The sequence below is a fragment of the Paractinoplanes globisporus DSM 43857 genome, assembly GCF_000379645.1.
Lineage (GTDB): Bacteria > Actinomycetota > Actinomycetes > Mycobacteriales > Micromonosporaceae > Actinoplanes > Actinoplanes globisporus.
In genome coordinates this window covers 141,247-162,674 of sequence record NZ_KB903309.1, presented here as the reverse complement: position 1 = coordinate 162,674, position 21,428 = coordinate 141,247, and the positions used below count along the sequence as shown (strand labels likewise).

The 21,428-nt window shown below is 71.8% G+C and carries 19 protein-coding genes; 7 read left to right on the top strand and 12 right to left on the bottom strand.

The window, feature by feature from the left end:
- Positions 1–123: 123 nt before the first annotated feature.
- Genes A3CQ_RS0124940 through A3CQ_RS0124930 form a run of 3 tightly spaced genes read left to right on the top strand, consistent with a single transcriptional unit; the run spans position 124 to position 3,145 of the window.
- A complete protein-coding gene (locus tag A3CQ_RS0124940) occupies positions 124–1,515 on the top strand; it encodes a PspC domain-containing protein (RefSeq protein WP_020513679.1) in 1,392 nt (463 codons plus the stop codon).
- Positions 1,512–1,865, top strand: coding sequence for a phage holin family protein (locus A3CQ_RS0124935; protein ID WP_020513678.1), 354 nt, complete (start codon positions 1,512–1,514; stop codon positions 1,863–1,865). The genes A3CQ_RS0124940 and A3CQ_RS0124935 overlap by 4 nt, the downstream gene beginning before the upstream one ends.
- A gap of 26 nt (positions 1,866–1,891) precedes the next feature.
- The gene (locus tag A3CQ_RS0124930; RefSeq protein WP_020513677.1) at positions 1,892–3,145 is read left to right on the top strand and encodes a phosphatidylserine decarboxylase; all 1,254 of its coding nucleotides are present in this window, start codon (positions 1,892–1,894) and stop codon (positions 3,143–3,145) included.
- Between the two features lie 50 nt (positions 3,146–3,195).
- Here A3CQ_RS0124930 and A3CQ_RS0124925 read toward each other — a convergent pair whose 3' ends face one another.
- From A3CQ_RS0124925 to A3CQ_RS0124915, 3 genes are all read right to left on the bottom strand, one after another.
- Positions 3,196–4,056 (bottom strand): CDP-alcohol phosphatidyltransferase family protein, encoded by an 861-nt coding sequence (locus tag A3CQ_RS0124925; protein ID WP_020513676.1) that lies wholly within the window; start codon positions 4,054–4,056, stop codon positions 3,196–3,198.
- A gap of 321 nt (positions 4,057–4,377) precedes the next feature.
- Positions 4,378–5,280 carry an NUDIX hydrolase gene (locus A3CQ_RS0124920; RefSeq protein ID WP_020513675.1) on the bottom strand — a complete coding sequence of 301 codons (903 nt, stop codon included), beginning with the start codon at positions 5,278–5,280 and terminating at the stop codon, positions 4,378–4,380.
- A 4-nt stretch (positions 5,281–5,284) separates the two neighbouring features.
- On the bottom strand, positions 5,285–6,235 hold the full coding sequence (locus tag A3CQ_RS0124915) for an NUDIX hydrolase (RefSeq protein WP_020513674.1): 951 nt from the start codon (positions 6,233–6,235) through the stop codon (positions 5,285–5,287).
- A 228-nt stretch (positions 6,236–6,463) separates the two neighbouring features.
- On the opposite strand from A3CQ_RS0124915, the gene A3CQ_RS53890 reads away from it, so the two are divergent.
- On the top strand, positions 6,464–6,706 hold the full coding sequence (locus A3CQ_RS53890; protein ID WP_020513673.1) for a PspC domain-containing protein: 243 nt from the start codon (positions 6,464–6,466) through the stop codon (positions 6,704–6,706).
- A gap of 4 nt (positions 6,707–6,710) precedes the next feature.
- Here the strand turns inward: A3CQ_RS53890 and guaA are convergent, their stop codons facing one another.
- Positions 6,711–8,258 (bottom strand): glutamine-hydrolyzing GMP synthase, encoded by a 1,548-nt coding sequence (gene guaA / locus A3CQ_RS0124905; RefSeq protein ID WP_020513672.1) that lies wholly within the window; start codon positions 8,256–8,258, stop codon positions 6,711–6,713.
- Positions 8,259–8,268: 10 nt separating this feature from the next.
- A complete protein-coding gene (locus A3CQ_RS0124900; RefSeq protein ID WP_020513671.1) occupies positions 8,269–9,660 on the bottom strand; it encodes a S8 family serine peptidase in 1,392 nt (463 codons plus the stop codon).
- A 134-nt stretch (positions 9,661–9,794) separates the two neighbouring features.
- Between A3CQ_RS0124900 and A3CQ_RS0124895 the strand changes: the two genes are divergently transcribed.
- On the top strand, positions 9,795–10,901 hold the full coding sequence (locus A3CQ_RS0124895) for an LCP family protein (RefSeq protein WP_040432772.1): 1,107 nt from the start codon (positions 9,795–9,797) through the stop codon (positions 10,899–10,901).
- Here the strand turns inward: A3CQ_RS0124895 and A3CQ_RS0124890 are convergent.
- Genes A3CQ_RS0124890 through guaB form a run of 3 tightly spaced genes read right to left on the bottom strand, consistent with a single transcriptional unit; the run spans position 10,898 to position 14,893 of the window.
- Positions 10,898–12,295, bottom strand: a complete 1,398-nt coding sequence (locus A3CQ_RS0124890) for a M1 family metallopeptidase (RefSeq protein ID WP_026206151.1) — start codon at positions 12,293–12,295, stop codon at positions 10,898–10,900. The genes A3CQ_RS0124895 and A3CQ_RS0124890 overlap by 4 nt on opposite strands.
- Entirely contained in the window at positions 12,279–13,397 is a 1,119-nt protein-coding gene (locus tag A3CQ_RS0124885) for a GuaB3 family IMP dehydrogenase-related protein (protein WP_020513668.1), read from the bottom strand. The genes A3CQ_RS0124890 and A3CQ_RS0124885 overlap by 17 nt, the downstream gene beginning before the upstream one ends.
- 8 nt (positions 13,398–13,405) lie before the next feature.
- Complete coding sequence (gene guaB, locus A3CQ_RS0124880; protein WP_020513667.1) at positions 13,406–14,893, bottom strand: IMP dehydrogenase; 1,488 nt, start codon at positions 14,891–14,893, stop codon at positions 13,406–13,408.
- A 122-nt stretch (positions 14,894–15,015) separates the two neighbouring features.
- Here guaB and A3CQ_RS0124875 point away from each other — a divergent pair, with 122 nt between their 5' ends.
- Positions 15,016–15,420, top strand: coding sequence for a DUF5319 domain-containing protein (locus A3CQ_RS0124875; RefSeq protein WP_020513666.1), 405 nt, complete (start codon positions 15,016–15,018; stop codon positions 15,418–15,420).
- A 3-nt stretch (positions 15,421–15,423) separates the two neighbouring features.
- On the opposite strand, the gene A3CQ_RS0124870 is transcribed toward A3CQ_RS0124875, so the two are convergent.
- On the bottom strand, positions 15,424–16,275 hold the full coding sequence (locus A3CQ_RS0124870) for a response regulator transcription factor (protein WP_026206150.1): 852 nt from the start codon (positions 16,273–16,275) through the stop codon (positions 15,424–15,426).
- Positions 16,276–16,506: 231 nt separating this feature from the next.
- Between A3CQ_RS0124870 and A3CQ_RS0124865 the strand changes: the two genes are divergently transcribed.
- The gene (locus A3CQ_RS0124865) at positions 16,507–16,896 is read left to right on the top strand and encodes a WhiB family transcriptional regulator (protein ID WP_020513664.1); all 390 of its coding nucleotides are present in this window, start codon (positions 16,507–16,509) and stop codon (positions 16,894–16,896) included.
- A 139-nt stretch (positions 16,897–17,035) separates the two neighbouring features.
- Here A3CQ_RS0124865 and A3CQ_RS0124860 read toward each other — a convergent pair whose 3' ends face one another.
- From A3CQ_RS0124860 to A3CQ_RS62965, 3 genes are all read right to left on the bottom strand, one after another.
- Positions 17,036–18,622, bottom strand: a complete 1,587-nt coding sequence (locus tag A3CQ_RS0124860; protein WP_370657622.1) for a molybdopterin-dependent oxidoreductase — start codon at positions 18,620–18,622, stop codon at positions 17,036–17,038.
- 148 nt (positions 18,623–18,770) lie between these two features.
- Positions 18,771–20,465 (bottom strand): M16 family metallopeptidase, encoded by a 1,695-nt coding sequence (locus A3CQ_RS0124855; protein ID WP_020513662.1) that lies wholly within the window; start codon positions 20,463–20,465, stop codon positions 18,771–18,773.
- Positions 20,462–21,400 (bottom strand): hypothetical protein, encoded by a 939-nt coding sequence (locus A3CQ_RS62965; protein ID WP_020513661.1) that lies wholly within the window; start codon positions 21,398–21,400, stop codon positions 20,462–20,464. The genes A3CQ_RS0124855 and A3CQ_RS62965 overlap by 4 nt, the downstream gene beginning before the upstream one ends.
- Positions 21,401–21,428 lie beyond the last annotated feature (28 nt).

The window sequence follows — 21,428 nt, the reverse complement described above, 5'->3', positions numbered from 1 at the left end:
CACACGTTGCGGCCGCCCGGGCCACGGGGAATGTCCCCCGGTATCCGGCGCCCAGGATCTCAGGGTGGCCTCAGGGTCGCCGCCGGAAGCATCTCAGGCGCCATCTCGGACAGGATCGATCCCATGACCGACGAAGCTGACACCACCGCTTCCACCCCGCCCGGCGCCTCTTCGTCGGGCCCGAACCCTCCGCCGCTCTTCCCGCCCGGCGGGCCTTCCTTCACCCGCGAGCATCTCGTACGCCCCAAACAGGGCCGATACGTCGCCGGCGTCTGCGCGGCGCTCGCCCGGGCCACGAACACCGACCCGGTGCTGTGGCGGGTGCTCGTCGCCGTGCTCGGCATCCTGAGCGGCGTCGGCGTCCTGCTGTACCTGATCGGGTGGCTGATCATCCCGGCCGAGGGCGACTCCGCGTCGCCGATCGAGGGCCTGCTCGGCAAGGGCCGCTCGGGGATGGCGCCGCTGTCGGTGGTCCTGCTCGGCGCGGCCGCGGTCGTCTCCTTCGGCTTCATCGTGCACGACGGGATGCGGGCCAGCCTGCTGGCGGCCGCCGTCATCATCGGCGCGGTCCTGCTGATCAAGCGCAACGGCGGCGGCAGCGGCTCGCCCGACTCGGCATCCCAGCCCGGACCGGCCGCCACATTTCCGCCACCGCCGCCCGCCGATCCCACGCCCGCGACGGGCTTTCCGCCGCCGGCTCCGGCCGGGTTCCATCAGGCGCCCGCGTCCGCACCGACCACAGAACCGGTGACCGGCCAGCTGCCGCCCATGCCGCCGATGCCGCCTATGCCGCCCGCGCCGACGGCAGGTGGGTACCGCCCGCCGTTCGCGCCGCACGGACCCTGGGCCGGCAGCACCCCGCCGCCGTACCAGCCGCCGCACCCGCCCCGCCAGCCCCGGCCGCCGAAGCCGCCGCGTGAGCGCTCCAAGCTCGGCCGCCTAACGTTCTTCGCGGTCCTCATGGTGATCGGCCTGATGGCCGTGATCGACATGGCCGGCGCGAGCATCGCGGTCTCCGCCTACTTCGCGGCCGCCCTGGTCACGATCGCGCTCGGCCTGATCGTCGGCGCCTGGTTCGGCCGGGCCCGCGGGCTGATCGCGCTGGCCATCCTCACCTCGATCGGCCTGGGCATCTCCACCGGCGTGGAGCGCTGGGGCGGCGAGGTCGGCAACAGCGTCTACCGCCCGGCGACCGTCGCGGCGATCGCCGACCGGTACGACTTCACCGCCGGCAACGCCACGCTCGACCTGCGCGACATCGACTTCGCCGGCCAGCAGCAGACGGTCACGATGACGATGAAGGTCGGCCAGATGCGGGTCCTGCTGCCGCCCACCGTCGACACGACCGTCGACCTGTCGCTGGACACCGGCCGGGGGATGATTCTCGGCAAGGAGTTCAACGACCACACCGTCGGCAACCAGACCGTCACCGACCTGGGCAGCGACGGCGCCGGCGGCGGCACCCTCAAGCTCAACCTGCAGATGGACACCGGGAACGTGGAGGTCAACCGATGAAGCCGCACCGCACCGACGGCGTCTCGCTGAGCTTCGGGCTGATCTTCCTGATCGTGGCCCTGTGGTGGGCGGTCTCCCGGGTCGTGAACATCCACCTGCCGGCCGTGGGCTGGCTGGTCGCCGGGGCACTGATCGTCTTCGGGGTGATCGGGCTGCTCGGGGCCATCCGCTCGGGTCGGCCCCCGGCCCCGGCCCCGGTCGTCGCGCAGCCGGCGGCCGAGCCCGAGATCCCGGGCGACCTGCCGCCCGAGATGCACGCCTCGATCGTCCGGGAGCTGCTGGAGGAGCCGGGTGAACGGTTCCGTCAGGAGCACCCGGAGGTGGAAGCGGACAAGCCGCAGAAGGACTGAAGGTATCGCTCATGAGGCCGGGCAATATGCTCGGCCTCATGACGTACCCGTCCGTGTCCAAGGCACCCATCGTCGGCATCGGCAGCATCGCCGCCCGCGCCCTCACCGCCGAGTTCTCCCGGCACAACGCCGGCACGTCGGCGCTGGTGGTGGGGGCTGACCATTCCTCGCTGGTGGTGGCCTCGGCGGTGGAGGCGCTGCTGCCGGGGGACATGCTGACGCTGGTCGCCGGGGAGCGCAGCACGGCCGACCTGCTCCGGGACCACATCGCCGGTCTCGGGTCCTGGATCGCCGACCGGGTGAAAGTGGTGGACGCGCTCGACGAGGCGCCGCCCGCCGACGTCGTGATCGTCGGCGAGCCGGTCACCGGGACGGCGCAGGACGTACGGGCGCTGCTCGACCGGGTCGGGAAATACCTCAACGACGGCGCGGTGGTCACGCTCGCGACGCCGGCCCTGCCCGGGCGTACGGGCGGCGCGGCGGCCGAGCTCTTCCGGCAGAGCGCGCTCTTCGGGGTCGGCTCCGACCTCGTCATGCGAAACTCGCCCCCGCTGCGGGTGCACAAGCTGCGGTTCACCGCGGCCAACCCGGCCGTGGCCGCCACCCTCGCCCCGGCCTACCGCCCGTCCAGCGTCCCGGTGACGCGGACCATGCACATCGACTCGAACGGGGTGGCCGCGGCGGGGATCGCCCTGGGCCTGGCCGCGCTGGCCCGGATCTCCCGGCCGAAGTCGAAGCTCTGGCTGCTGCCGGCGCTCGCGGCGGGACCGGTGGCCGCGTTCTTCCGCGACCCCGAGCGCGAGGGCCCGACCGATCCCGCCGCGATCGTGGCCGCCGCGGACGGCAAGGTGCTCTCGGTCGAGCGGATGACCGACGCCCGCTTCGGCGACCAGGAGTTCCTGCGGATAGCGGTGTTCCTGTCGGTGCTCGACGTGCACGTGAACCGGGTGCCGGTCGCGGGGCGGGTCGCGGACTACTTCGTCGAGGACGGCGGGTACGCCAACGCGATGACCGCGGCGGCCGAGCACAACGTGGCGGCGTACACGGTGCTCGACACCGAGCACGGGACCGTGGTCGTCGCCCAGCGGACCGGGCTCATCGCCCGGCGGATCGTGCAGCGGGCGCCGATCGGGACCCTGGTGGCCCGGGGCGAGCGGATGGGGCTGATCCGGTTCGGCTCCCGCACCGACGTGTACCTCCCCGCGGACAAGGCCGAGCCGCTGGTCGCGGTCGACGAGAAGGTCGTCGGCGGCGCCTCGGTGATCGCCCGCTGGCGCTGAGGCACAAGAAAAGGGCCGCCCCTCGGGGCGGCCCCTTTCGCGTCGGATCGTCAGGCGCGCTTGGCGCGGGCCCACATCACCGGGCCGCTCAGCAGGTACGCCAGCACCACCGCGGCGAAGGTCAGGCGCGGGTCGACCAGGGCGCCGACCGCCGGGAGAAGCCAGATCCACGGCGGGAGCTTCACCAGGCGGGCCAGTTTCGCGTACGGGAAGCTGGAGACCATGGCGAAGGCCAGCACCGCGACGCCACCCAGGAGCACCGGGCCCGGCAGCGGCAGGTCGATCAGGACCGCCACCGCCAGCACGGCGGCCGCCATCGTGGTCGGCACCCCGCAGAAGAACTTGCCGTCCTTCGGCGAGACGTTGAACCGGGCCAGGCGGATCGCGGCGCAACCGGCCACCAGGACGCAGGCCACCGCGGCCGCGGGCGTCGGCACGGTGTGCGCCAGCGAGGCGTAGACCACGACGGGCGCCGCCAGGCCGAACGAGCACATGTCGGCCAGCGAGTCCATCTGGGCGCCGAAGGGGCTGGCCACGCCGAGCTTCCGGGCCAGGGCGCCGTCGAGGCCGTCGAAGGCCACGCAGGCCACCAGGCAGGCGGCCGCGGGGCGGATGCCGCCCTCCATGGCCAGGAAGATGGCGAGCAGGCCCAGGCTCAGGCTGGCCAGGGTGCAGCCGTTGACGATGGCGAAGCGCAGGCGCCGCGCCCCCGTCTGCTCGCCGGGGAGCAGGGGAACGGTGGTGGCGACCGGCTCACCGGGCTCGACGGGTACGGCGGGGACCGTGGGATAGGTGACGACCGGGAACTGCTCCCGGGCCAGCTCGGGGCCGGTGTAGATGACCTCGGCCCGGGTGGCGGTGGCGGCCCGCCCAGAATCCCCGGAACGGGAATCTCCGGAACGGCGACCCACGCGCACCAGTAAGGCCTGCCGGGCCAGGGTGCCTCCGCGGCGTAGACGGCCTGCCCAACGACGACCGGCGGGACGGGGACTATCCGTCGTGCGACGCCGGCGCCAAGGGGTACTCGGCACTCTTCTCCTCCATGGGATCGGTGTGCCCACCTGCACATTTGCGGTGGGATGTGGCCCCCTAACCCGTCGCACGACCGTTGCCGGAGATGCGGGGGTTACACCATTGCACAGCCGACCGATCTTGGCGAGAGACCGGACGGCAGCCGTTGGTACGAGCGAGCGCACGGGACGGATGCTTTATCCGCTCTCGCTGTGAGGATTTTAACTCGTGCGGTCCTCGTCGATTCGGTCTACGGCTTCGCGGGCCAGTTCGGTGAGATCAAGCCCGTCCACCTCGGCCCGCGTGAACCAGGCGGCCGCCGCGGTCGACCCGCCCGCGGCCTCGTTGACCACGGGTTCTGTCGGCACGTCGACCACGACCCTGAACAGGACGCGGATCACGTGCCAGTCGATCGGCCTTCCTTCGGGTCCAACGGCCGCGGGGTCGTATCGATGCGAGATGTCCAGCAGGCCGGTCACCCGGCCGTGTTGCGACGTTTCCTCGTCCAGCTCCCGGGCCAGGCCCTGCTCGGGCGTCTCGCCGTGGTCGGTGCCGCCGCCCGGCAGGTGCCAGCGGCCGGCCCCGGGGTAGCCGCCGGCGATCCGGGCCAGGAGGATCCGCCCCTCCGGGTCGGTCGCGGCCGCGTACGCGCCGAATCGCTGAACCCGCTCGGGCCGGAAGATTTCCTCGGACATTTCGCGAATGTCGGGAAAACTGGCAGGGAGGCCGAGCTGGGCGGCCGTGAACGGCATGAGCGGCCAGACCGCGAGCTCGGCCGGCCCGGCCCAGTCGACCAGGTCGGTCGTGCCGTCGGCCTCGGCGCGCAGGTTGCCCCCGATCGCGGTCACGTCGTAGACGATCCGGTCGGTGTGCTCGAGGTCGCCGCCCGGCAGCCGGAACACGTCGGCGGTCACCGCACGCACGCCGTCCCGGCGCACCTCGAAGCCGGTCTCCTCGGCGAACTCGCGCACGACGGCGTCGTCCGGATGCTCACCGTGCTCGACGCCACCGCCGGGCAGCGTCCACAGACCCGGGAACTCGCTGGCGCCCGAGTTCCGCGCGAGCAGCACCCGCCCGGACCCGTCGCGACAGATGCCGTACGCCCCGACTCGCCTGATCTTCACCCGACTAGGTTAGTCGGGCTTTCTGTAGCGCCTCGGCGGTCACCTCGGTCAGCTGCTCCTCGCCCAGCTGGGTGACCTCCTTGAGCGGCATCCAGCGGGCCTCGGAGGTCGAGCCGCCGACGTCGCGCACGGCCACCTCGGTCGGTTCGTCGACGATCACCCGGTAGAAGGCGCGCACGCCGTGCCAGTCGATCGGGTAGCCCTCAGGGCCCAGCGAGGCCGCGTCCCGGTGGCTGGCCACGCCCAGCAGCTCGATGAGGCGGCCCTGCTGACCGGTCTCCTCGACCAGCTCGCGGATCAGCGCGGTGCCGGGCTGCTCGCCGTAGTCGGTGCCGCCGCCGGGCAGGTGCCAGCGGCCCTCGCCCGGATAGCCGGGGGCGATGCGGGTGAGCAGCAGGCGGGTCTCGGCCGGGTCGGTGGCGATCGCGTACGCCGCGAAGCGCTGCGCCCGGTGCAGCCCGTCCGGCCCGGGATAGGCGTAGAAGGACGGGAAGGTGGGCGCCACGTCGGGGCGCAGGTCGGCGGAGGCGGCGCCCAGCCCGAGCGCGGTCGCCGCGAACTGCCGGAGTTTCAGCCTGGCCGCCTCGTCCGGGGTGTGCCAGCGGGCCAGGTCGGTGGGGTGGCCGACCCGGTCGACCAGCGTGCCGCCGCGGATCGAGACCGAGTAGATGAGGCGGTCGGTGTGGATGGTGACGCCACGGTGCGGCAGCGAGCGCATGTCGGCCAGCACGTCACGCAGGCCGGTGACGGCCACGGACAGGCCGGTCTCGGCCGCGGTCTCGCGGACGACGGTGTGGTTGGGATCTTCACCATGATCGACTGCGCCGCCGGGGAGCGACCAGACGCCGGGGGTACCGGAGCGGCTCGAGGCACGGACGAGCAGCACGCGACCGTCGTCGTCGGTGGCGACGGCGTACGCGGCGATTCGCCGAAGTGGTTCCAGTGCGGGGGTCACGGGCGGCAATTCTGCCCGGAATATGTGACCTGCAGAAAACGTCTGTCGGATTCCTGACAGCGTGATGGCGGTGAGTAATCGCTGGTAGTGGGCGGTTCGCACACTACCCGTCGCGGAGTTGTCACCCGCCGTGTCGGGAATTTCCGATCTTGTTAGGGCCGGATTTCAGGGTTGTTCTCGGGGCAGTCACCGAGGTCGACGGCCACGGAGAGCGGCCAGCATGGAGGCATGACTGAAGCACCGTACCGCCGCCTCCTCCGCCCCCAGGACGACCGGATCGTCGCCGGCGTCTGCAGCGCGATCGGGCGCTATTTCGGCGTCGACCCGGTCCTGATCCGGGTCGCGTTCATCATCTTCGCCGCGGTCACCTGGGGTGCCGCACTTCTGGCGTACCCCGTCTGCTGGTTCCTGATCCCGGAGGAGCCGGCGCCGGTGACACCGGGGCCGACGCCGGGCTGGCCGGTTTCCTGACCGATCACTCCCACTCGATCGTGCCCGGCGGCTTGCTCGTCACGTCGAGGACCACGCGGTTGACGTCGCGGACCTCGTTGGTGATGCGGGTCGAGATCTTGGCGATCAGGTCGTACGGCAGCCGGGACCAGTCGGCGGTCATCGCGTCCTCGCTGGAGACCGGGCGCAGGACCACCGGGTGACCGTACGTGCGCCCGTCGCCCTGGACTCCGACGCTGCGCACGTCGGCCAGCAGGACCACCGGGAACTGCCAGACCTCCCGGTTGAGGCCCGAGGCCGTCAGTTCCTCGCGGGCGATCAGGTCGGCGGCGCGCAGGATGTCGAGCCGCTCCCGGTCGACCGCGCCGATGATGCGGATCGCCAGGCCCGGGCCGGGGAACGGGTGCCGGTGGACCATCTCGTCGGGCAGGCCCAGCTCGGCGCCGAGCTGGCGAACCTCGTCCTTGAACAGGGTGCGCAGCGGCTCGATCAGCGAGAACCGCAGATCGTCGGGCAGGCCGCCGACGTTGTGGTGCGACTTGATGTTCGCCGTGCCGGTGCCGCCGCCGGACTCGACCACGTCGGGGTAGAGCGTGCCCTGGACCAGGAACTCGATGTGCCGCTCGGCGTCGAGCTCGCGGGCCGCCGCCTCGAAGGTGCGAATGAACTCGCGGCCGATGATCTTGCGTTTCTGCTCGGGGTCGGTGACCCCGGCCAGGTGGCCGAGGAAGACGTCCGAGGCGTCGACGACCTTGAGGCGGATGCCGGTGGCGGCAACGTAGTCCTTCTCCACCTGCTCGGCCTCGCCGGCGCGCAGCAGGCCGTGGTCGACGAAGACGCAGGTCAGCTGGTCGCCGATGGCCTTGTGGACCAGTGCCGCGGCCACCGCCGAGTCGACGCCGCCGGAGAGCGCGCAGAGCACCTGCTTGTCACCGACCTGGGCGCGGATCGCGGCCACCTGGTCGTCGATGATGTTGCCCGGGGTCCAGGTCGGCTCGATGCCGGCGATGTCGTACAGGAAGCGCTCGAGCATTTCCTGGCCTCGCTGGGTGTGCGCCACCTCGGGGTGGAACTGCACGCCGGCCCGGCGGGAGGAAAGGTCTTCGAAGGCGGCGACCGGGGCGCCCGGCGTCGAGGCCGTCACGGCGAAGCCCGGCGGGGCGACCGCGACGCTGTCACCGTGGCTCATCCAGACCGGGAGGTCGGCCGGGAGGTCGCGCAACAGGGTGCCGCCCTCGGCGGCGAGCAGGGTGCGGCCGTACTCGCGGGAGCCGGTGTGCGCGACCGTGCCGCCCAGCGCCTGGGCCATGGCCTGGAAGCCGTAGCAGATGCCGAAGACCGGCACCTCGTTGTCGAACAGCGCGGGGTCGAGCGACGGAGCGCCCGCCTCGTACACGCTGGACGGGCCGCCGGACAGGATGATCGCGGCGGGGTTCTTGGCGAGCATCTCGGCGACCGGCATCGAGTGCGGCACGATCTCCGAATAGACACGCGCCTCGCGGACGCGGCGGGCGATCAACTGGGCGTACTGGGCGCCGAAGTCGACGACGAGAACGGGGCGCGGGGTACTCACCGGCGAAAGTTTACCGGCGCACCGTTGCCACCCGGACGTTGCCCGCCCGGTCGTACGCGCGGACCTGCACGGTCCTGGCGTGGGCCGGAATGCCGAACCAGCGGAGGTACCCGTTGTAGCGGGCCGCCACCTTCCCGTCGGCCACGAGCTCGAGGCGAGCGATGCCGGACGCGTCGGTGGCCCGCGCGGTCACCGAGGAGGCGCGGGGGTAGACCCTGAGCGCGGGCGCGGTGTTGTCGGCGCGCACGTAGCGGCGGATCTGGGTGACGTTGCCGGCCCGGTCGTAGGCGCGCAGGTCCAGCGCGACGGTGCCGGTCGTCGACGGCCAGCGGAACGTGTACGGCGCCGCCGCGTCCGAGCCGACGAGCCTGCCCCCCGCGTACAGCTGAACTCGCGCGATCCCATGCTGATCGGCGGCGGCCGCACTCACGGTGACCACTCCCCTGGCCGGCGAGGGGGTCGCGCCGAAGGCGACCGTGGGCTTGACCGTGTCGCCGGCGTAGGGCAGCGCGGCCAGCGACCGCAGCGCGTCGACCCGGCCGCCGACCAGGGCCCGGCGCACCTCGGCGATCGTCGGCACGGGATCGGTCGAGGCGAGCAGCCCGGCGATCCCGGCGACGAGCGGCGCGGCCGAGGACGTGCCGCAGAACTGGCCGATCACGCCGTTGACCTGCTGCGCGGGGTTGCAGCCGGGCGCGGTCACGTCGACCCAGCCGGCGCCGTAGTTGGACCAGGAGTAGCGGGCGTCGTGCTCGTCGACCGCGCCGACGGCCAGCACTGACGGGATCGCGGCCGGATAGTCCGGACGGGACGCGCCCTCGTTGCCGGCCGCGGCGATGACCAGCGAGCCCTTCTCGTCGGCGTAGGCGACGGCGTCGCGCAGCTGCTGGCTGTCGTCGACCCCGGCCAGCGACAGGTTGATGATCGTGGCGCCCCGGTCGGCGGCGTAGCGGATGCCCTCGGCGATGTCGCTGTAGCTGCCGGCGCCCTTCGCGTCGAGGACCTTGACCGGCAGGATCCGGCAGTACCAGCAGGCCCCGGCGATGCCGGTGTGGTTGTAGCCGGAGGCCGCGGCGACCCCGGCCGCCATCGTGCCGTGGCCGTTGTCGTCGGTCGGATCGTCGTCGTCGTTGACGAAGTCGTGGCCCGGCAGCATCCGGGGCGCGAGATCGGGCAGCCGGCTGACGCCGGTGTCGACCACGGCGATGGTGACCCGGGCATTGCCCCGCCCCGACGACCAGGCCTCGTTGACCCGGGTCCGGACGATGCCCCACTGGCCGGCGTACCCGGGATCGTCGGGGCGGATGGCGGCGGCCCGCGCGACGTGGTCGGGCTCGACGTTGTCGGCGTGCGCCGGCGCGGCGGGTACGAAGGCCAGCAGAAGACCCAGGAGTACGCGCATCGACCCGCCCCGTCGGTGGAAGAGCCGGCCACGGTGACCGGCCTCCTCACGTTCGGTGAGCGGTCAGATCTTTCCGGTTCATCCCGGGTGCAAGCAGGTAGCCGCGGGTGGGGAGGGTCATCTACTGTTCCGGCGTGCGGAACAGAAAGTTACTGTGGTGGATCGTTGGAGCCGTCGTGGTCGTGCTGCTCGGCGGCGGGGGCATCGCCCTCGCGGTCGGCAACCACAAGAAGGAACCGGCCGCCGCAGCCTCCTCCGCACCGCCGGTCGTCATCTCGGCCGAGCCATCGGTATCGCCGACCCCGTCGCCCACGCCGTCGCCGGGCGCGGACATCAACGGGCCGCTCGATCTCGTGCTGCTCGGCGTCGACACCCGGGTGACCATTCCGGACTGGGAACCGCACTCCGACACGATCATGCTGCTGCACGTCGAGCGGGGGCTGAAGAAGGCGTACCTCTACTCGCTGCCGCGTGATCTGCGGGTCAAGATGCCGGCGTTCGCGAAGGCCGGGTTCGGCGGCGGGACGTACAAGCTGACCGAGGCGATGAGCCGCGGGTCGCGGGTGCCGGGGACCAAGAAGACCAACGTCAACCAGGGCTACGAGCTGCTCACCAAGGTGCTCACCCAGTACACCGGGATCAAGCAGTTCCAGGCCGGCGCGATCCTCAACTTCGGCGGCCTGGACCAGCTCGTCGACTCGCTGGGCGGCGTCGACATGGTCGTCGACGAGACGGTGAAGTCACACCACCGCAAGCCGGACGGGACGATGCGGCCGCTGGTGCCGGGCGGTGGCGACTACAGCGGGCCGCAGGCCGTCTACCGGCCGGGCAAGCGGCACTTCGTCGGCTGGCAGGCGATCGACTACGCGCGGCAGCGGTACGGGCTGCCCAACGGCGACTACGACCGCACCCGCCACCAGCGGCAACTGGTCCGGGCGATCCTCGGCAAGGCGCTCGGCCAGGGCCTCGGCGACGACCCGCAGAAGCTGCAGGGCGTGATCAGGGCGCTCGGCAAGTCGCTGGTCTACGTGGGCGGGCGGACGCCGCTGGAGTACGCGTACGCCCTGCGCAACCTCACGCCGGGCGGGCTCACCCTGGTCGGGCTGCCCGGTCATGGTGTCGGCAGCGGCGGGGGCTACCTGGGCGAGGCGCTGACCGCCGAGGGCAAGGGCTTCCTCACGGCCGCCGCGAAGGGGCAGATCGCGCCCTACCTGGCGAAACACCCTAAGTTGGTCAACTAGGGCTTCGCCGGGGCCGATTTCCCGTAGAGCCAGGCCTGGAAGAACGCGCCGAGATCCTTGCCCGACAGCTGCTCGGCCAGCTTGATCATGTCATCGGTGTCGGCGTTGCCGTCCCGGAATCGGCTGGTCCAGGTGGTGAGCAGCTTGTCGAAGGCCGCGTCGCCGATCGTCTTGCGCAGGGCGTACACGGTCATGCCGCCGCGGTTGTAGACGGCGTCGCCGAACAGGTGAGCCACGCCGGGGTCGCCGGGCGTCTGGGTCCAGTCGAAGCTCGCGTACGTCCGGTCGAAGTTCTCCTGGATCGACTCGGTGCCGTCGTGCTCCTGCCACAGCCACTCGGCGTAGGTGGCGAAGCCCTCGTTGAGCCAGATGTCCTGCCAGCGCTCGAGGGCCACGCTGTCGCCGAACCACTGGTGGGCGAGCTCGTGCGCGACCACGGTCGGGTTCGGGCCCGCGCTGAAGAACGCCTGACCGTAGGCGGGCCGGGACTGGGTTTCCAGCGCGTACCGGATCCGGTTGTCGTCGACGACGATTCCCCCGTACGCGTCGAAGGGGTAAGGCCCGAATTTCGTGGCCAGGAAGTCGGCGATCTCCCCGGTGCGGGCCATCGACTGCGCGGCCGGACCGTTCGCCGGGAGCGAGTCGGGCACCGCGGTGACCATCGGCTTGCCGTCGTGGGTGGTCGTGGTGACCCGGTACTTGCCGATGATCACAGTGGACAGGTAGCTGGCCAGCGGCGAGCTCTCGGTCCAGCGCCAGGTGGTCCAGCCGGCGGCGGTGCTGCTCGGGCCGGGCACGCCGATGCTGAGCACGGCGAGGCCGTCGGGGACGGTCATCGCGAGCCTGAAGGTGGCCTTGTCGGACGGGTGGTCGTTCACCGGGAACCAGGTGCTCGCGGACTCGGGCTGGCCGAGAGCGAGAGCGCTGTCCGGGCCGCTGAGCCAGCCGCCGTCGCCGAGGGTCTTGTTGGCCAGCTGGCCGGGGGTGCCGCCGTAGTCGACGACGACGGTGAAGGCCTTGCCCTTGACGATCCCCTTCGCCGGGGTGATGACCAGCTCGTTGCCGTCCGCCGCGGAGGTGGCCGTCCGGCTGTCCACTTTGACTGATTTCGCCGAAAGGTGGGCTAGGTCCAGGTCGAATCTGGACAAATTCTGCGTCGCCGTCGCGGTGATCGTCGCCGTCCCGGTGAGCTGCTTTCCGCCCGGATCATATCGGATATTTAGGTCATATCCCGAAACATCATAACCGCCATTCCCGTACGTCGGGAAGTACGGATCGCCGGCACCGGGCGCGCCGGGGCTGAAGCTGGGCGCGGCGGCCGGCGAGGCCGGTGAGCACGCGCCCAGCAGCGAGAGGGAGACCAGCGCGGCCAGAGCCCTACCGGTCGAGGACAAGCGCCACCTTCTGGAACTCCTTGACGTCGCGGTACCCGCACTTGGCCATCGCCCGGCGCAGGCCACCGAACAGGTTGAGCTGGCCGTCGGGCCGGTCGGCCGGGCCGAACAGGAGCTCCTCGAGGGTGCCGTCGGGCTCGCCGGCGATGCAGAAGCCGCCGCGCGGCAGCGACGGGTGGCTGGCCGACGAGTGCCACCAGGCGCCACCGGCCGGCGCGCCCTCGGCCAGCGACAGCGGCTCGCCGAGCATCACCGCGTCCGCGCCGCAGCCGATCGCCTTCGCGATGTCGCCCGAGGTGCTGAGCCCGCCGTCGGCGATCAGGTGAACGTAGCGGCCGCCGGTCTCGTCCAGGTAGTCGCGGCGGGCGGCCGCGGCGTCGGCGATCGCGGTGGCCATCGGCACCCGGATGCCCAGCACGGTGTCGGTGGTCGACCACTCGTCGGCGCCCACGCCCACGATCACGCCGGCCGCGCCGGTGCGCATGAGGTGCAGGGCCGTCTTGTAGTCGGTGCAGCCGCCGACGATCACCGGCAGGTCGAGGTCGGCGATGAACTCCTTGAGGTTCAGCGGCTCGTCGGTCGTCGAGACGTGCTCGGCACTGACCAGCGTGCCCTGGATGACCAGCAGGTCGACGCCGGCGTCCAGCACGACCGGGGCGAGCGTGAGCGTGTGCTGCGGCGACACCCGGACGGCGACGGTGACGCCGCCCTCCCGGATCGTCCGCACCCGCTCGGCGATCAGCTCCGGCTTGATCGGCTCGGCGTACACCTCCTGGAGGCGCTTGGTGGCGTCGGCGTCCTCACCGAGCGACGCCAGCTCCTCCAGGATCTTGGTGGGGTCCTCGTACCGCGTCCACAGGCCCTCGGCGTTGAGCACGCCCAGGCCGCCGAGGCGGCCCAGGGCGATCGCCGATTCCGGGCTCATGGTCGCGTCGGACGGATGCGCGACGCAGGGGATCTTGAAGGGGTACGCGTCGACGCGCCACTCGGTGGACACGTCGTCCACGTCGCGGGTGCGCCGGCTCGGGACGATGGCGATGTCGTCCAAGTGGTAACCGCGCTGAGCGGTCTTGCCGAGACCGATCTCCACGACGTCACGCATGGTTAGTCCTATCGCGAGTGATAATTCGGGGCTTCTACCGTCATCTGGATGTCGTGCGGGTGGCTCTCCTTCAGACCGGCAGCGGTAATCCTGATGAGCTGCCCACGCTCCTGCAAGTCCGGGATGGTCTCGGCGCCCACATAACCCATGGCCGCGCGCAGGCCGCCGACCAGCTGATGCGCCACTCGGCTCAGCGGACCGCGGTACGGCACCTGGCCCTCGACGCCCTCGGGGACGAGCTTGTCCTCGGTGACGTCCTGCTGGAAGTAGCGGTCCTTCGAGTACGACTTCGCCTGGCCACGCGACTGCATCGCGCCCAGCGAGCCCATGCCGCGGTACTGCTTGTACTGCTTGCCGTTGATGAAGATCAGGTCGCCCGGGCTCTCCTCGGAGCCGGCCAGCAGGCTGCCGAGCATCACGGAGTCGGCGCCGGCCACGATCGCCTTGGCGATGTCGCCCGAGTACTGGATACCGCCGTCGGCGATCACCGGGACGCCGGCCGGGCGGCAGGCCCGGGACGCCTCCATGATCGCGGTGATCTGCGGGACGCCGACGCCGGCCACCACGCGGGTCGTGCAGATCGCGCCCGGGCCCACGCCCACCTTGACCGCGTCGGCGCCGGCCTCGACCAGCGCCTTGGCGCCCGCGAACGTCGCGATGTTGCCGCCCACGATGTCGATCGCGGTGTCCTTCTTGAGGCGGGCCACCATCTCGAGAACGGCCCGCTGGTGGCCGTGCGCGGTGTCCACGATGACCACGTCGACCCCGGCGTCGACCAGCGCGCGGGCCCGCTTGTACGACTCGTCGCCCACGCCGACCGCGGCGGCCACGCGCAGCCGGCCCTGCGCGTCCTTCGCGGCGTTGGGGTACTGCTCGGACTTCGTGAAGTCCTTCACCGTGATCAGGCCGCGCAGGTGGCCGGCGCCGTCGAGCAGCGGCAGTTTCTCCACCTTGTGGTGGGCGAGGAGGGCGAGCGCGTCCTCCTTGCTCACGCCGACCGGGGCGGTGATCAGCGGCGCCTTGGTCATCACGTCGCGCACCTTGGCGCTGTGGTCGGTGACGAAGCGCATGTCGCGATTGGTCACGATGCCGACCAGCACGTTGTCGTGGTCGACCACCGGCAGGCCGGAGATGCGGTACCGCCCGCACAGCGCGTCGACCTCGCGCAGGGTGTCGTCGGGGCTGCAGGTGACCGGGTTGGTGATCATGCCGGACTCGGAGCGCTTGACCAGGTCGACCTGGGTGGCCTGGTCCTCCAGCGAGAGGTTGCGGTGAAGCACGCCGATGCCGCCCTGGCGGGCCATGGCGATCGCCATCCGCGCCTCGGTGACCGTGTCCATCGCGCTGGAGAGCAGCGGGATGGTGAGCTCCACGTTGCGGCTCATCCGCGAATTGGTGTTGACCCGGCTCGGCACGATGTCCGATTCGCCGGGCTGAAGAAGCACGTCATCGAAGGTCAGACCGAGTGGAACCGTACGGGCCGAGTCGCTTTCCACGGAGCATCCCTAACTGCCGGAAGACGGATGGTTCATCGTACCCATCCGCCCGGTGCGCTCTCGTGCGACGGACAGGACGTGCGGGCCAGCACACATCCGCCTGAGGTGAGTACCGTAAGGGGGTGCAGGATGAGCCCATTGACCCGTTCAACGGCGACCCGACCGACCCGGCAGCCGGTCTCGACGACCTCGCCGACGACGCCGACGAAGAGCCGCTGACCGAGGCCGAGCGGCAGGATGTCCTCGAGGACCTCTCCGACCTGGAGATCTACCAGGCGCTGCTGAGTCCCACGGGGATACGCGGGCTGGTCATCGAGTGCGAGGACTGCCACGAGCCACACTACTTCGACTGGGACCTGCTCCGCGGCAACCTGCGCCATCTGCTCTCGAGCGGGCGCCCGCGCGTGCACGAGCCGGCGTACGACCCCGACCCCGACCACTACGTGACCTGGGAGTACGCCCGGGGGTACGCCGACGGCGTGCACGACACTCTTACCGAGGGGACCGACGACGAGTCGGCCCCCTGACCGCTAAGCGACCAGACCGGCCCGGAAACCCGCTGCCACCGCGTGAGCGCGGTCGCGGGCGCCCAGCTTGCGGAACAAGCGCCGGGCGTGGGTCTTGACCGTGTCCTCCGAGACGAACAGCTCCCGCCCGATCTCGGCATTGCTCTTGCCGTCGGCCATCCCGCGCAACACCTGCAGCTCCCGCTCGGTGAGCGTGAGCCGGCGGCCCGCGGGCGCCGGGTCGGCCACCCCGACCTGGGTCTCGTTGCCCGGCCAGGCCACCATCGGCCGCCCGGTGGCCGGGTCGATCGGGGCGTCGCCACGCTGGGCCGGCACCATCGGCGAGTTGCCCAGCATGGCCGGCACGGCCGCGGCGTTCGGCGTGCCCACGCCGATGCCGTTCTGATAGGCGGCGGCGCGGGCCGCCGGTGAGTTGTTGTTCCGCGCGCCGCCGACGACCCCCGCCGGCTGCGCGTTGGTTCCGTTGATCGGCATGCCCTGCGGCCGCACCGGCAGCAGGAGCAGCAACAATGCCTTGGCGACGACGCTGACCAGGTCGTGCTCGACGCCACGGATGACGCCGCGGGCGCCGGCCGCGACGGCCGCCGCGGCGACCCGCGGGTCTTCGGCGCCGAAGAGCACCACCTGCGCCTGCGGGGCGCGGGCGAGGACGCGACGGGTGAAACCGACGCTGTCGGGACGGGTCACAGCGGTGTCGGCGAGGACCACTTCGGCCGGCCGTTCAGCCAGCCGGATCATGGCCTCGGTCTCGCTGACCGCGGTCCGGACGACGCCTGTCATGCCGAGCCGGGCCGCGGTGGACGCGACGGTCTGGGCCGCCAGCGGGGTACGGACGCACACGAGGACGGTACGCACAGTGATCCTCCTTCTCTCTCAGAGGAGATCACGCGAGGGCCGCAGCATTACGCGCTTTAGATGGAAAAAATGGGAAAGATCGGTATGAGTTGCTCTACCGATGTCATGCGGCTCGCGAAGAGATCGAAGATCCGTGTGTGAGCCTGGGATCGCCGGGGTAACACCGCGGCAGGCCTGAGCAAGGCCCCTCATGACGACACACCGCGGTGCCGCGCGGGAGGAGGGTGTTTTATGTCGAACGTTCGCAGACTGCCCGGGCCCATCGCCGACCTGTGGGACTGGCAGCGACTCGGCCTGTGCCGAGGTCGGGACAGCGCGCAGTTCTTCCACCCCGACGGCGAGCGCGGTTCGTCCCGCAACCGCCGCGAGGCCAAGGCCAAGGCCATGTGCGGCTCCTGCCCGGTTCGGGCCGAGTGCGCCGCGCACGCGCTCGCGGTTCGCGAGCCTTACGGGGTCTGGGGAGGCTTCAGCGAGGCGGAGCGGCTGCGGCTGCTCGCCGTCGGCTGGGAAGACCTCGCCGACCGTCATCACGGCCGGGTCGACCTTGATCGCCTGGAGGCTCGCCTCGGCCGGCCCCACAAGTCGGCCGTGCCGGCACAGAGGCAGGCCCCTGCGGCCTGAGACCGCCCGGCGCGGGACAGGGGCCGGGTCCCGTTGTACGACGGTTCTTCAACAACCGCATCGGTGGACATGGAACCCACCGTATGAGCGACTTGCGCAATGGAGTCGGACCGGTAGTGCGTCGGTGAACGGATGGCACTCAGCCGACATTGACCTGCACGGAATGCCATCCGGTCGCCCCGTCCGGCGCCGGATCGGCGGGGGTGCTGGTCTGGGTCTGGCCGGAGTTGTCGGTCGCGCGTACCCGGATCGTGTGCTTTCCCTTGGTCGCCTGCCAGGGGTAACTCCACTGCCGCCAGGTGTCGCTCGAGACGGTCTCGGCCAGCGTCGCCACCTCCCACGGCCCGCCGTCGACCTGCACCTCGACCTTGCTGATCCCCCGGTGCTGCGCCCACGCCACCCCGGCGACCACCACGGTGCCCGGCGATCGGTCCGCGCCGTCGCGCGGGGTGTCGATCCGGGACTCGGTCTTGATCGGCGCCTGCTGTGCCCATCCGCGCGGCACCCAGTAGGCGTCGAAGTCCTCGAACCGGGACAACTCGATCTCGGCGATCCACTTGCAGGCGCTGACATATCCGTACAGCCCCGGGACCACCATGCGCACCGGGAAGCCGTGGTTCACCGGCAGCGGCTGCCCGTTCATCCCGACCGCGAGCAGCGCGTCCCGCCCGTCACGCAGCGTCGCCGTCGGACTGCCGCAGGTCCAGCCGTCCACCGACCGCTGCACCACCTGATCGGCGCCCGGCAGCGGGTCCGCCTCGTCGAGCAGTTCCTTGATCGGCGTGCCGAGCCACAGCGCGTTCCCGACGAGATCGCCGCCGACCTCGTTCGAGACGCAGGTCAGCGTGATGTAGCGCTCGATCATCGGCCGCTGCAGCAGCTGGTCCCAGGTGATCGTGATCGGGTTCCGCACCATCCCGTGGATCCGCAGCTGCCACGTCGCCGGGTCCACCTGCGGCGGGTACAGCGCGGTGTCGATCCGGTAGAAGTCCTTGTTCGGCGAGATGTAGGGGGTCGCGCCGGGCGCCTGCACTCCCGCCGGCAGCGGCGGAGGGGTCTGCCGCGGCACCGGCAGCACCACCGCCTGGCGCGCCGCGGTCACGGCCTTCCGCGAGGTCAGGAACCGGCCGCCGAAACCCGCGACAAGAGAGACGCCGGCCGTGATCCCCAGGGCTTTGAGGAAGCGCCGCCGGCTTTCCGCATTCATCATTTCGTACGGGGGAGGAAGAGTCCCCTTTTCACGCTTTCCGGCGCCGTCGTGGTCCGGGCCGTCGCCCGCTTCCGGGCTGATCTGCGTGGTTGCGCCCACCCCGACCCGGGCCCCGGCCCCGACCGGGGCCTCGGCCACCGCCGCCGGCCGCTCGAGCCCGGCCCCGGCCAGGTCGAGCAGGTAGCGCAGCACCCACACCGCGATGCCCGCGCCGATCAGCGTCGGCAGCGCCGCGAGCAGCCCCGCGTCGTGCCGGGTCAGCGCCGCGGCCACGCCGATCGCCGCGAACAGCCCGATCCCGGCCAGCCCCACCCGCCACCAGCGCGCCGCCACCACGCCGAGCGCGAACGCGTACGCCGCCAGCAGGATCGCCGTACCCGTGATCAGGGCGGTCTTGTCGTGCACCCCGAAGACCTGAACGCCGAAGTCCTTGACCGCCGGCGGCACGTTGTCGACCACCACGCCACCGACCGCCAGCAACGGCGCCGACAGCGGCCCGGTCCAGACCGCCACCACCTCGGCGACCCCGACGGCCGCACCGGCAGCGGCCACGCCGGAGAGCCCGGCGCGCACCGAAAGATTCACCCCACCATCCTGCTCCGCGAATCCCGGAGCGACGACCGCCGCAAGACTCTCGTAAGAATCTGGCTTTCGCGGCGTGGGATCAGGCCCGGGCGGCGCGGAGCCGCCGCATCGAGGCGCGGATGCCGAACGCGCCGGCGACCGCCACCCCGAGGCAGAACACGAGCGCGACGATCGTGGCGCCCAGGTCTTCCGTGTCGACGAACAGCGAGATGACCAGCAGCGCGCCGATGGCGCCGAAGAAGAGCACGGCCGGCCAGAGCACGACCAGGAAGAAGATGCTGAGGGCCCGGTTACCCCCGACCGGCACGGCGGCCGCGGCCCGCTTGGCCCGCGGCTGGGGCTTCGGGATGTCGTCGGCGGCGCGCGGCGGCTGGAACACCCGCACCGGGCCGGTCGCGGCGTCGATCGCGCCGATCGCCCGCTGCCCGTCGGCGAACAGTGTCGGCTCGACCCGCACCACGATGCCGTCGGCGCCGACCAACTGGCGGGCGCCGTCCGGCCAGGCCCGGGCGATCACGCAGTCGGCGTAGCGAACCGTCGCGACGTTCTCGTCCTGCACCAGGCTGACGCCGCCCCGGGCCACGATCAGATGGTGGCCCGGCTCCTCCAACGACGTGTGCGCGTATCCGTGCACCGCCGTCTCCGACCGGCTCGGCGCGGCGGCGAAGCCGAGGTGCTCGGGGTGGACCGGCGACATCAGCAGGCCGGACTGCCAGGCCCCGGCGGCCGCCTCGGCCACGTCGGCCGCGGTCACCGCGCGGGACTGCCCGATCACCTGCTCGATGTCCTCCACCGGACGCCCGAGCAGCAGGTTGAGGGCCTGCCCGGGCAGCCGGGCGCCGACGCTCTCGGCGTGGCGGAACTGCTCGACCCGCTTGGTGACGACGGCCGCGACATCGGCCGGGTCGACCCGGCCCGCCCGCAGCGCGGCGAGGACATCGACCATGCCGCCGAGCACCGCGCCCTGGTTCTCCGGCAACCCGTCGGCCACGGCCGTGACCAGCGCGCCGTCCCGCCCGATCGGCTGGTAGTCGGTCTGCACCGTGTAGGACAGCCCTGCCTCCTGGCGCAGCTCCCGGAACATCACCCGCTCGAGCACGTCGGCGAAGATGGCCGACTTCGCACCGCGCGGGGTCATCGCGTCCCAGACCACCAGGCCCGACGAGCCGGGGAAGAAGGCGGGCGTGACCGGCAGCGCCGACGAGGGCGCCGGCGTCGGGTGACGGACGCCCGAGGGCAGGTCCAGCTCGAGCCCGGCCGGCACCGCGTCGCCGGCCACCCACAGCACCGCGTTCTCCCGGGTGAAGTAGCGGGCCACCCAGGCGCGCAGCTCGTCCTCGGTGATCGCGGGCAGCCCCCACTCGGGGTAGGCGGGCGTGCCGTAGTCGCGGGCCCCGTGCCGCCACAGCGCCATCGGCTCGGCCACCGCCGGGCTGCGGCCGCTCGCCTCGGCCTGGAGCACGTCCTTCTCCACGGCCAGCCGCCGCATCGGCAGGTCGCGCAGCGATGCGCAGACCCCGTTGAGGAAGCCGACGATCTTGTCCTCGTCGCCCTGCATGTGGAAGTAGGTGAACTCGACGCCGGTGGCGCCGTTGTAGTGGTAGTCGGTGACGCCCATCGAGTGCAGAGCCAGATGCTCGGTCAGGTGGGTGATGCCCCGGCGGGCCAGCGGCTCGTCGGCGAACCCGACCCGGAAGGCCAGCCCCGCGTGGGTGGGACCGGTCGTCGGCGCCAGCAGGACCGGCACTCCCCCGGCCTCGGTCTGCGTGATCATCGCAATCCCCCGTTCCCCAGGGCCCACCGGCGGCGCGCGGCGATCACGGCGGGGGCGTCGTCGCCGAGGTAGCCCCACGGCAGCTCGGTGCCGAGCTCGCCGAGCATCCGGAACATCGCGGCCGCCCCGTCGCGGTCGTCGATCAGGCAGAACAACATCGCGAAGGTGCTGGCCAGCTGGACCCAGCCGTAGTCGCGGCGGAACTCGGGGTGCAGGACCGAGCGCTGGGCGGCCTCGTAGATCTCGGCGCGCACGGCCGGGTCCCGCACGTAGCGCCGGCCGTCCGGGCTCTCGTCGGCCCAGCGCTCGATGTGTGCCTCGGCGACCAGCAGGGCTTGCGGGCCGCCGGGCGGTGCCGCCTTCATCGCGTCGCGGCTCCACTCGAACAGCAGCTCCCAGCTTCCGCTCCACTTCGGGCAGAGCCGCTGGAGGTACTGCGTCTGGCCGGGCAGGTGGTGCGGGTCGATCGCGGCCAGCCGCTGGTAGCGGCGCCGGGTCTCGGCCAGGCCGAGCTGCAGGCCGCGGGCCGAGGTGATCCGGGCGACCCACAGCGCCGGGTCGGCGGGGGTGCGGGCCACCCCGTCCAGCAGCACGACCTCGGCCTTGCGCAGCCAGTCGTGGAAGCTCGCGAACTGCTCCCGGGAGACGTGGTTCGCCCGGTAGCCGGTCCGGACCTTCCAGCCGATGTCGATCAGATGCATCGCGAGCATCGCGGCCGCGGCACTGTCGGCAGGGTCGGTCGCCACCACGTACCGGAGAAAGTCCTCGAGGTGGTCGCCGTCGGCGCCGTAGCGGAGGAGCATCGACCGCCCGACCGGCGGCGCCGCGTCGACCACCGTCCGTACGCCACCCCAGTCGCGGGCCGCGAGGGCGGCGCGAACCCTCGTCACCTCGGGATAGGCGGCCGCGGGATCGAGCAGCACACGGTCGGACATGGCCACGGAGCATAAATGACTGTGATCA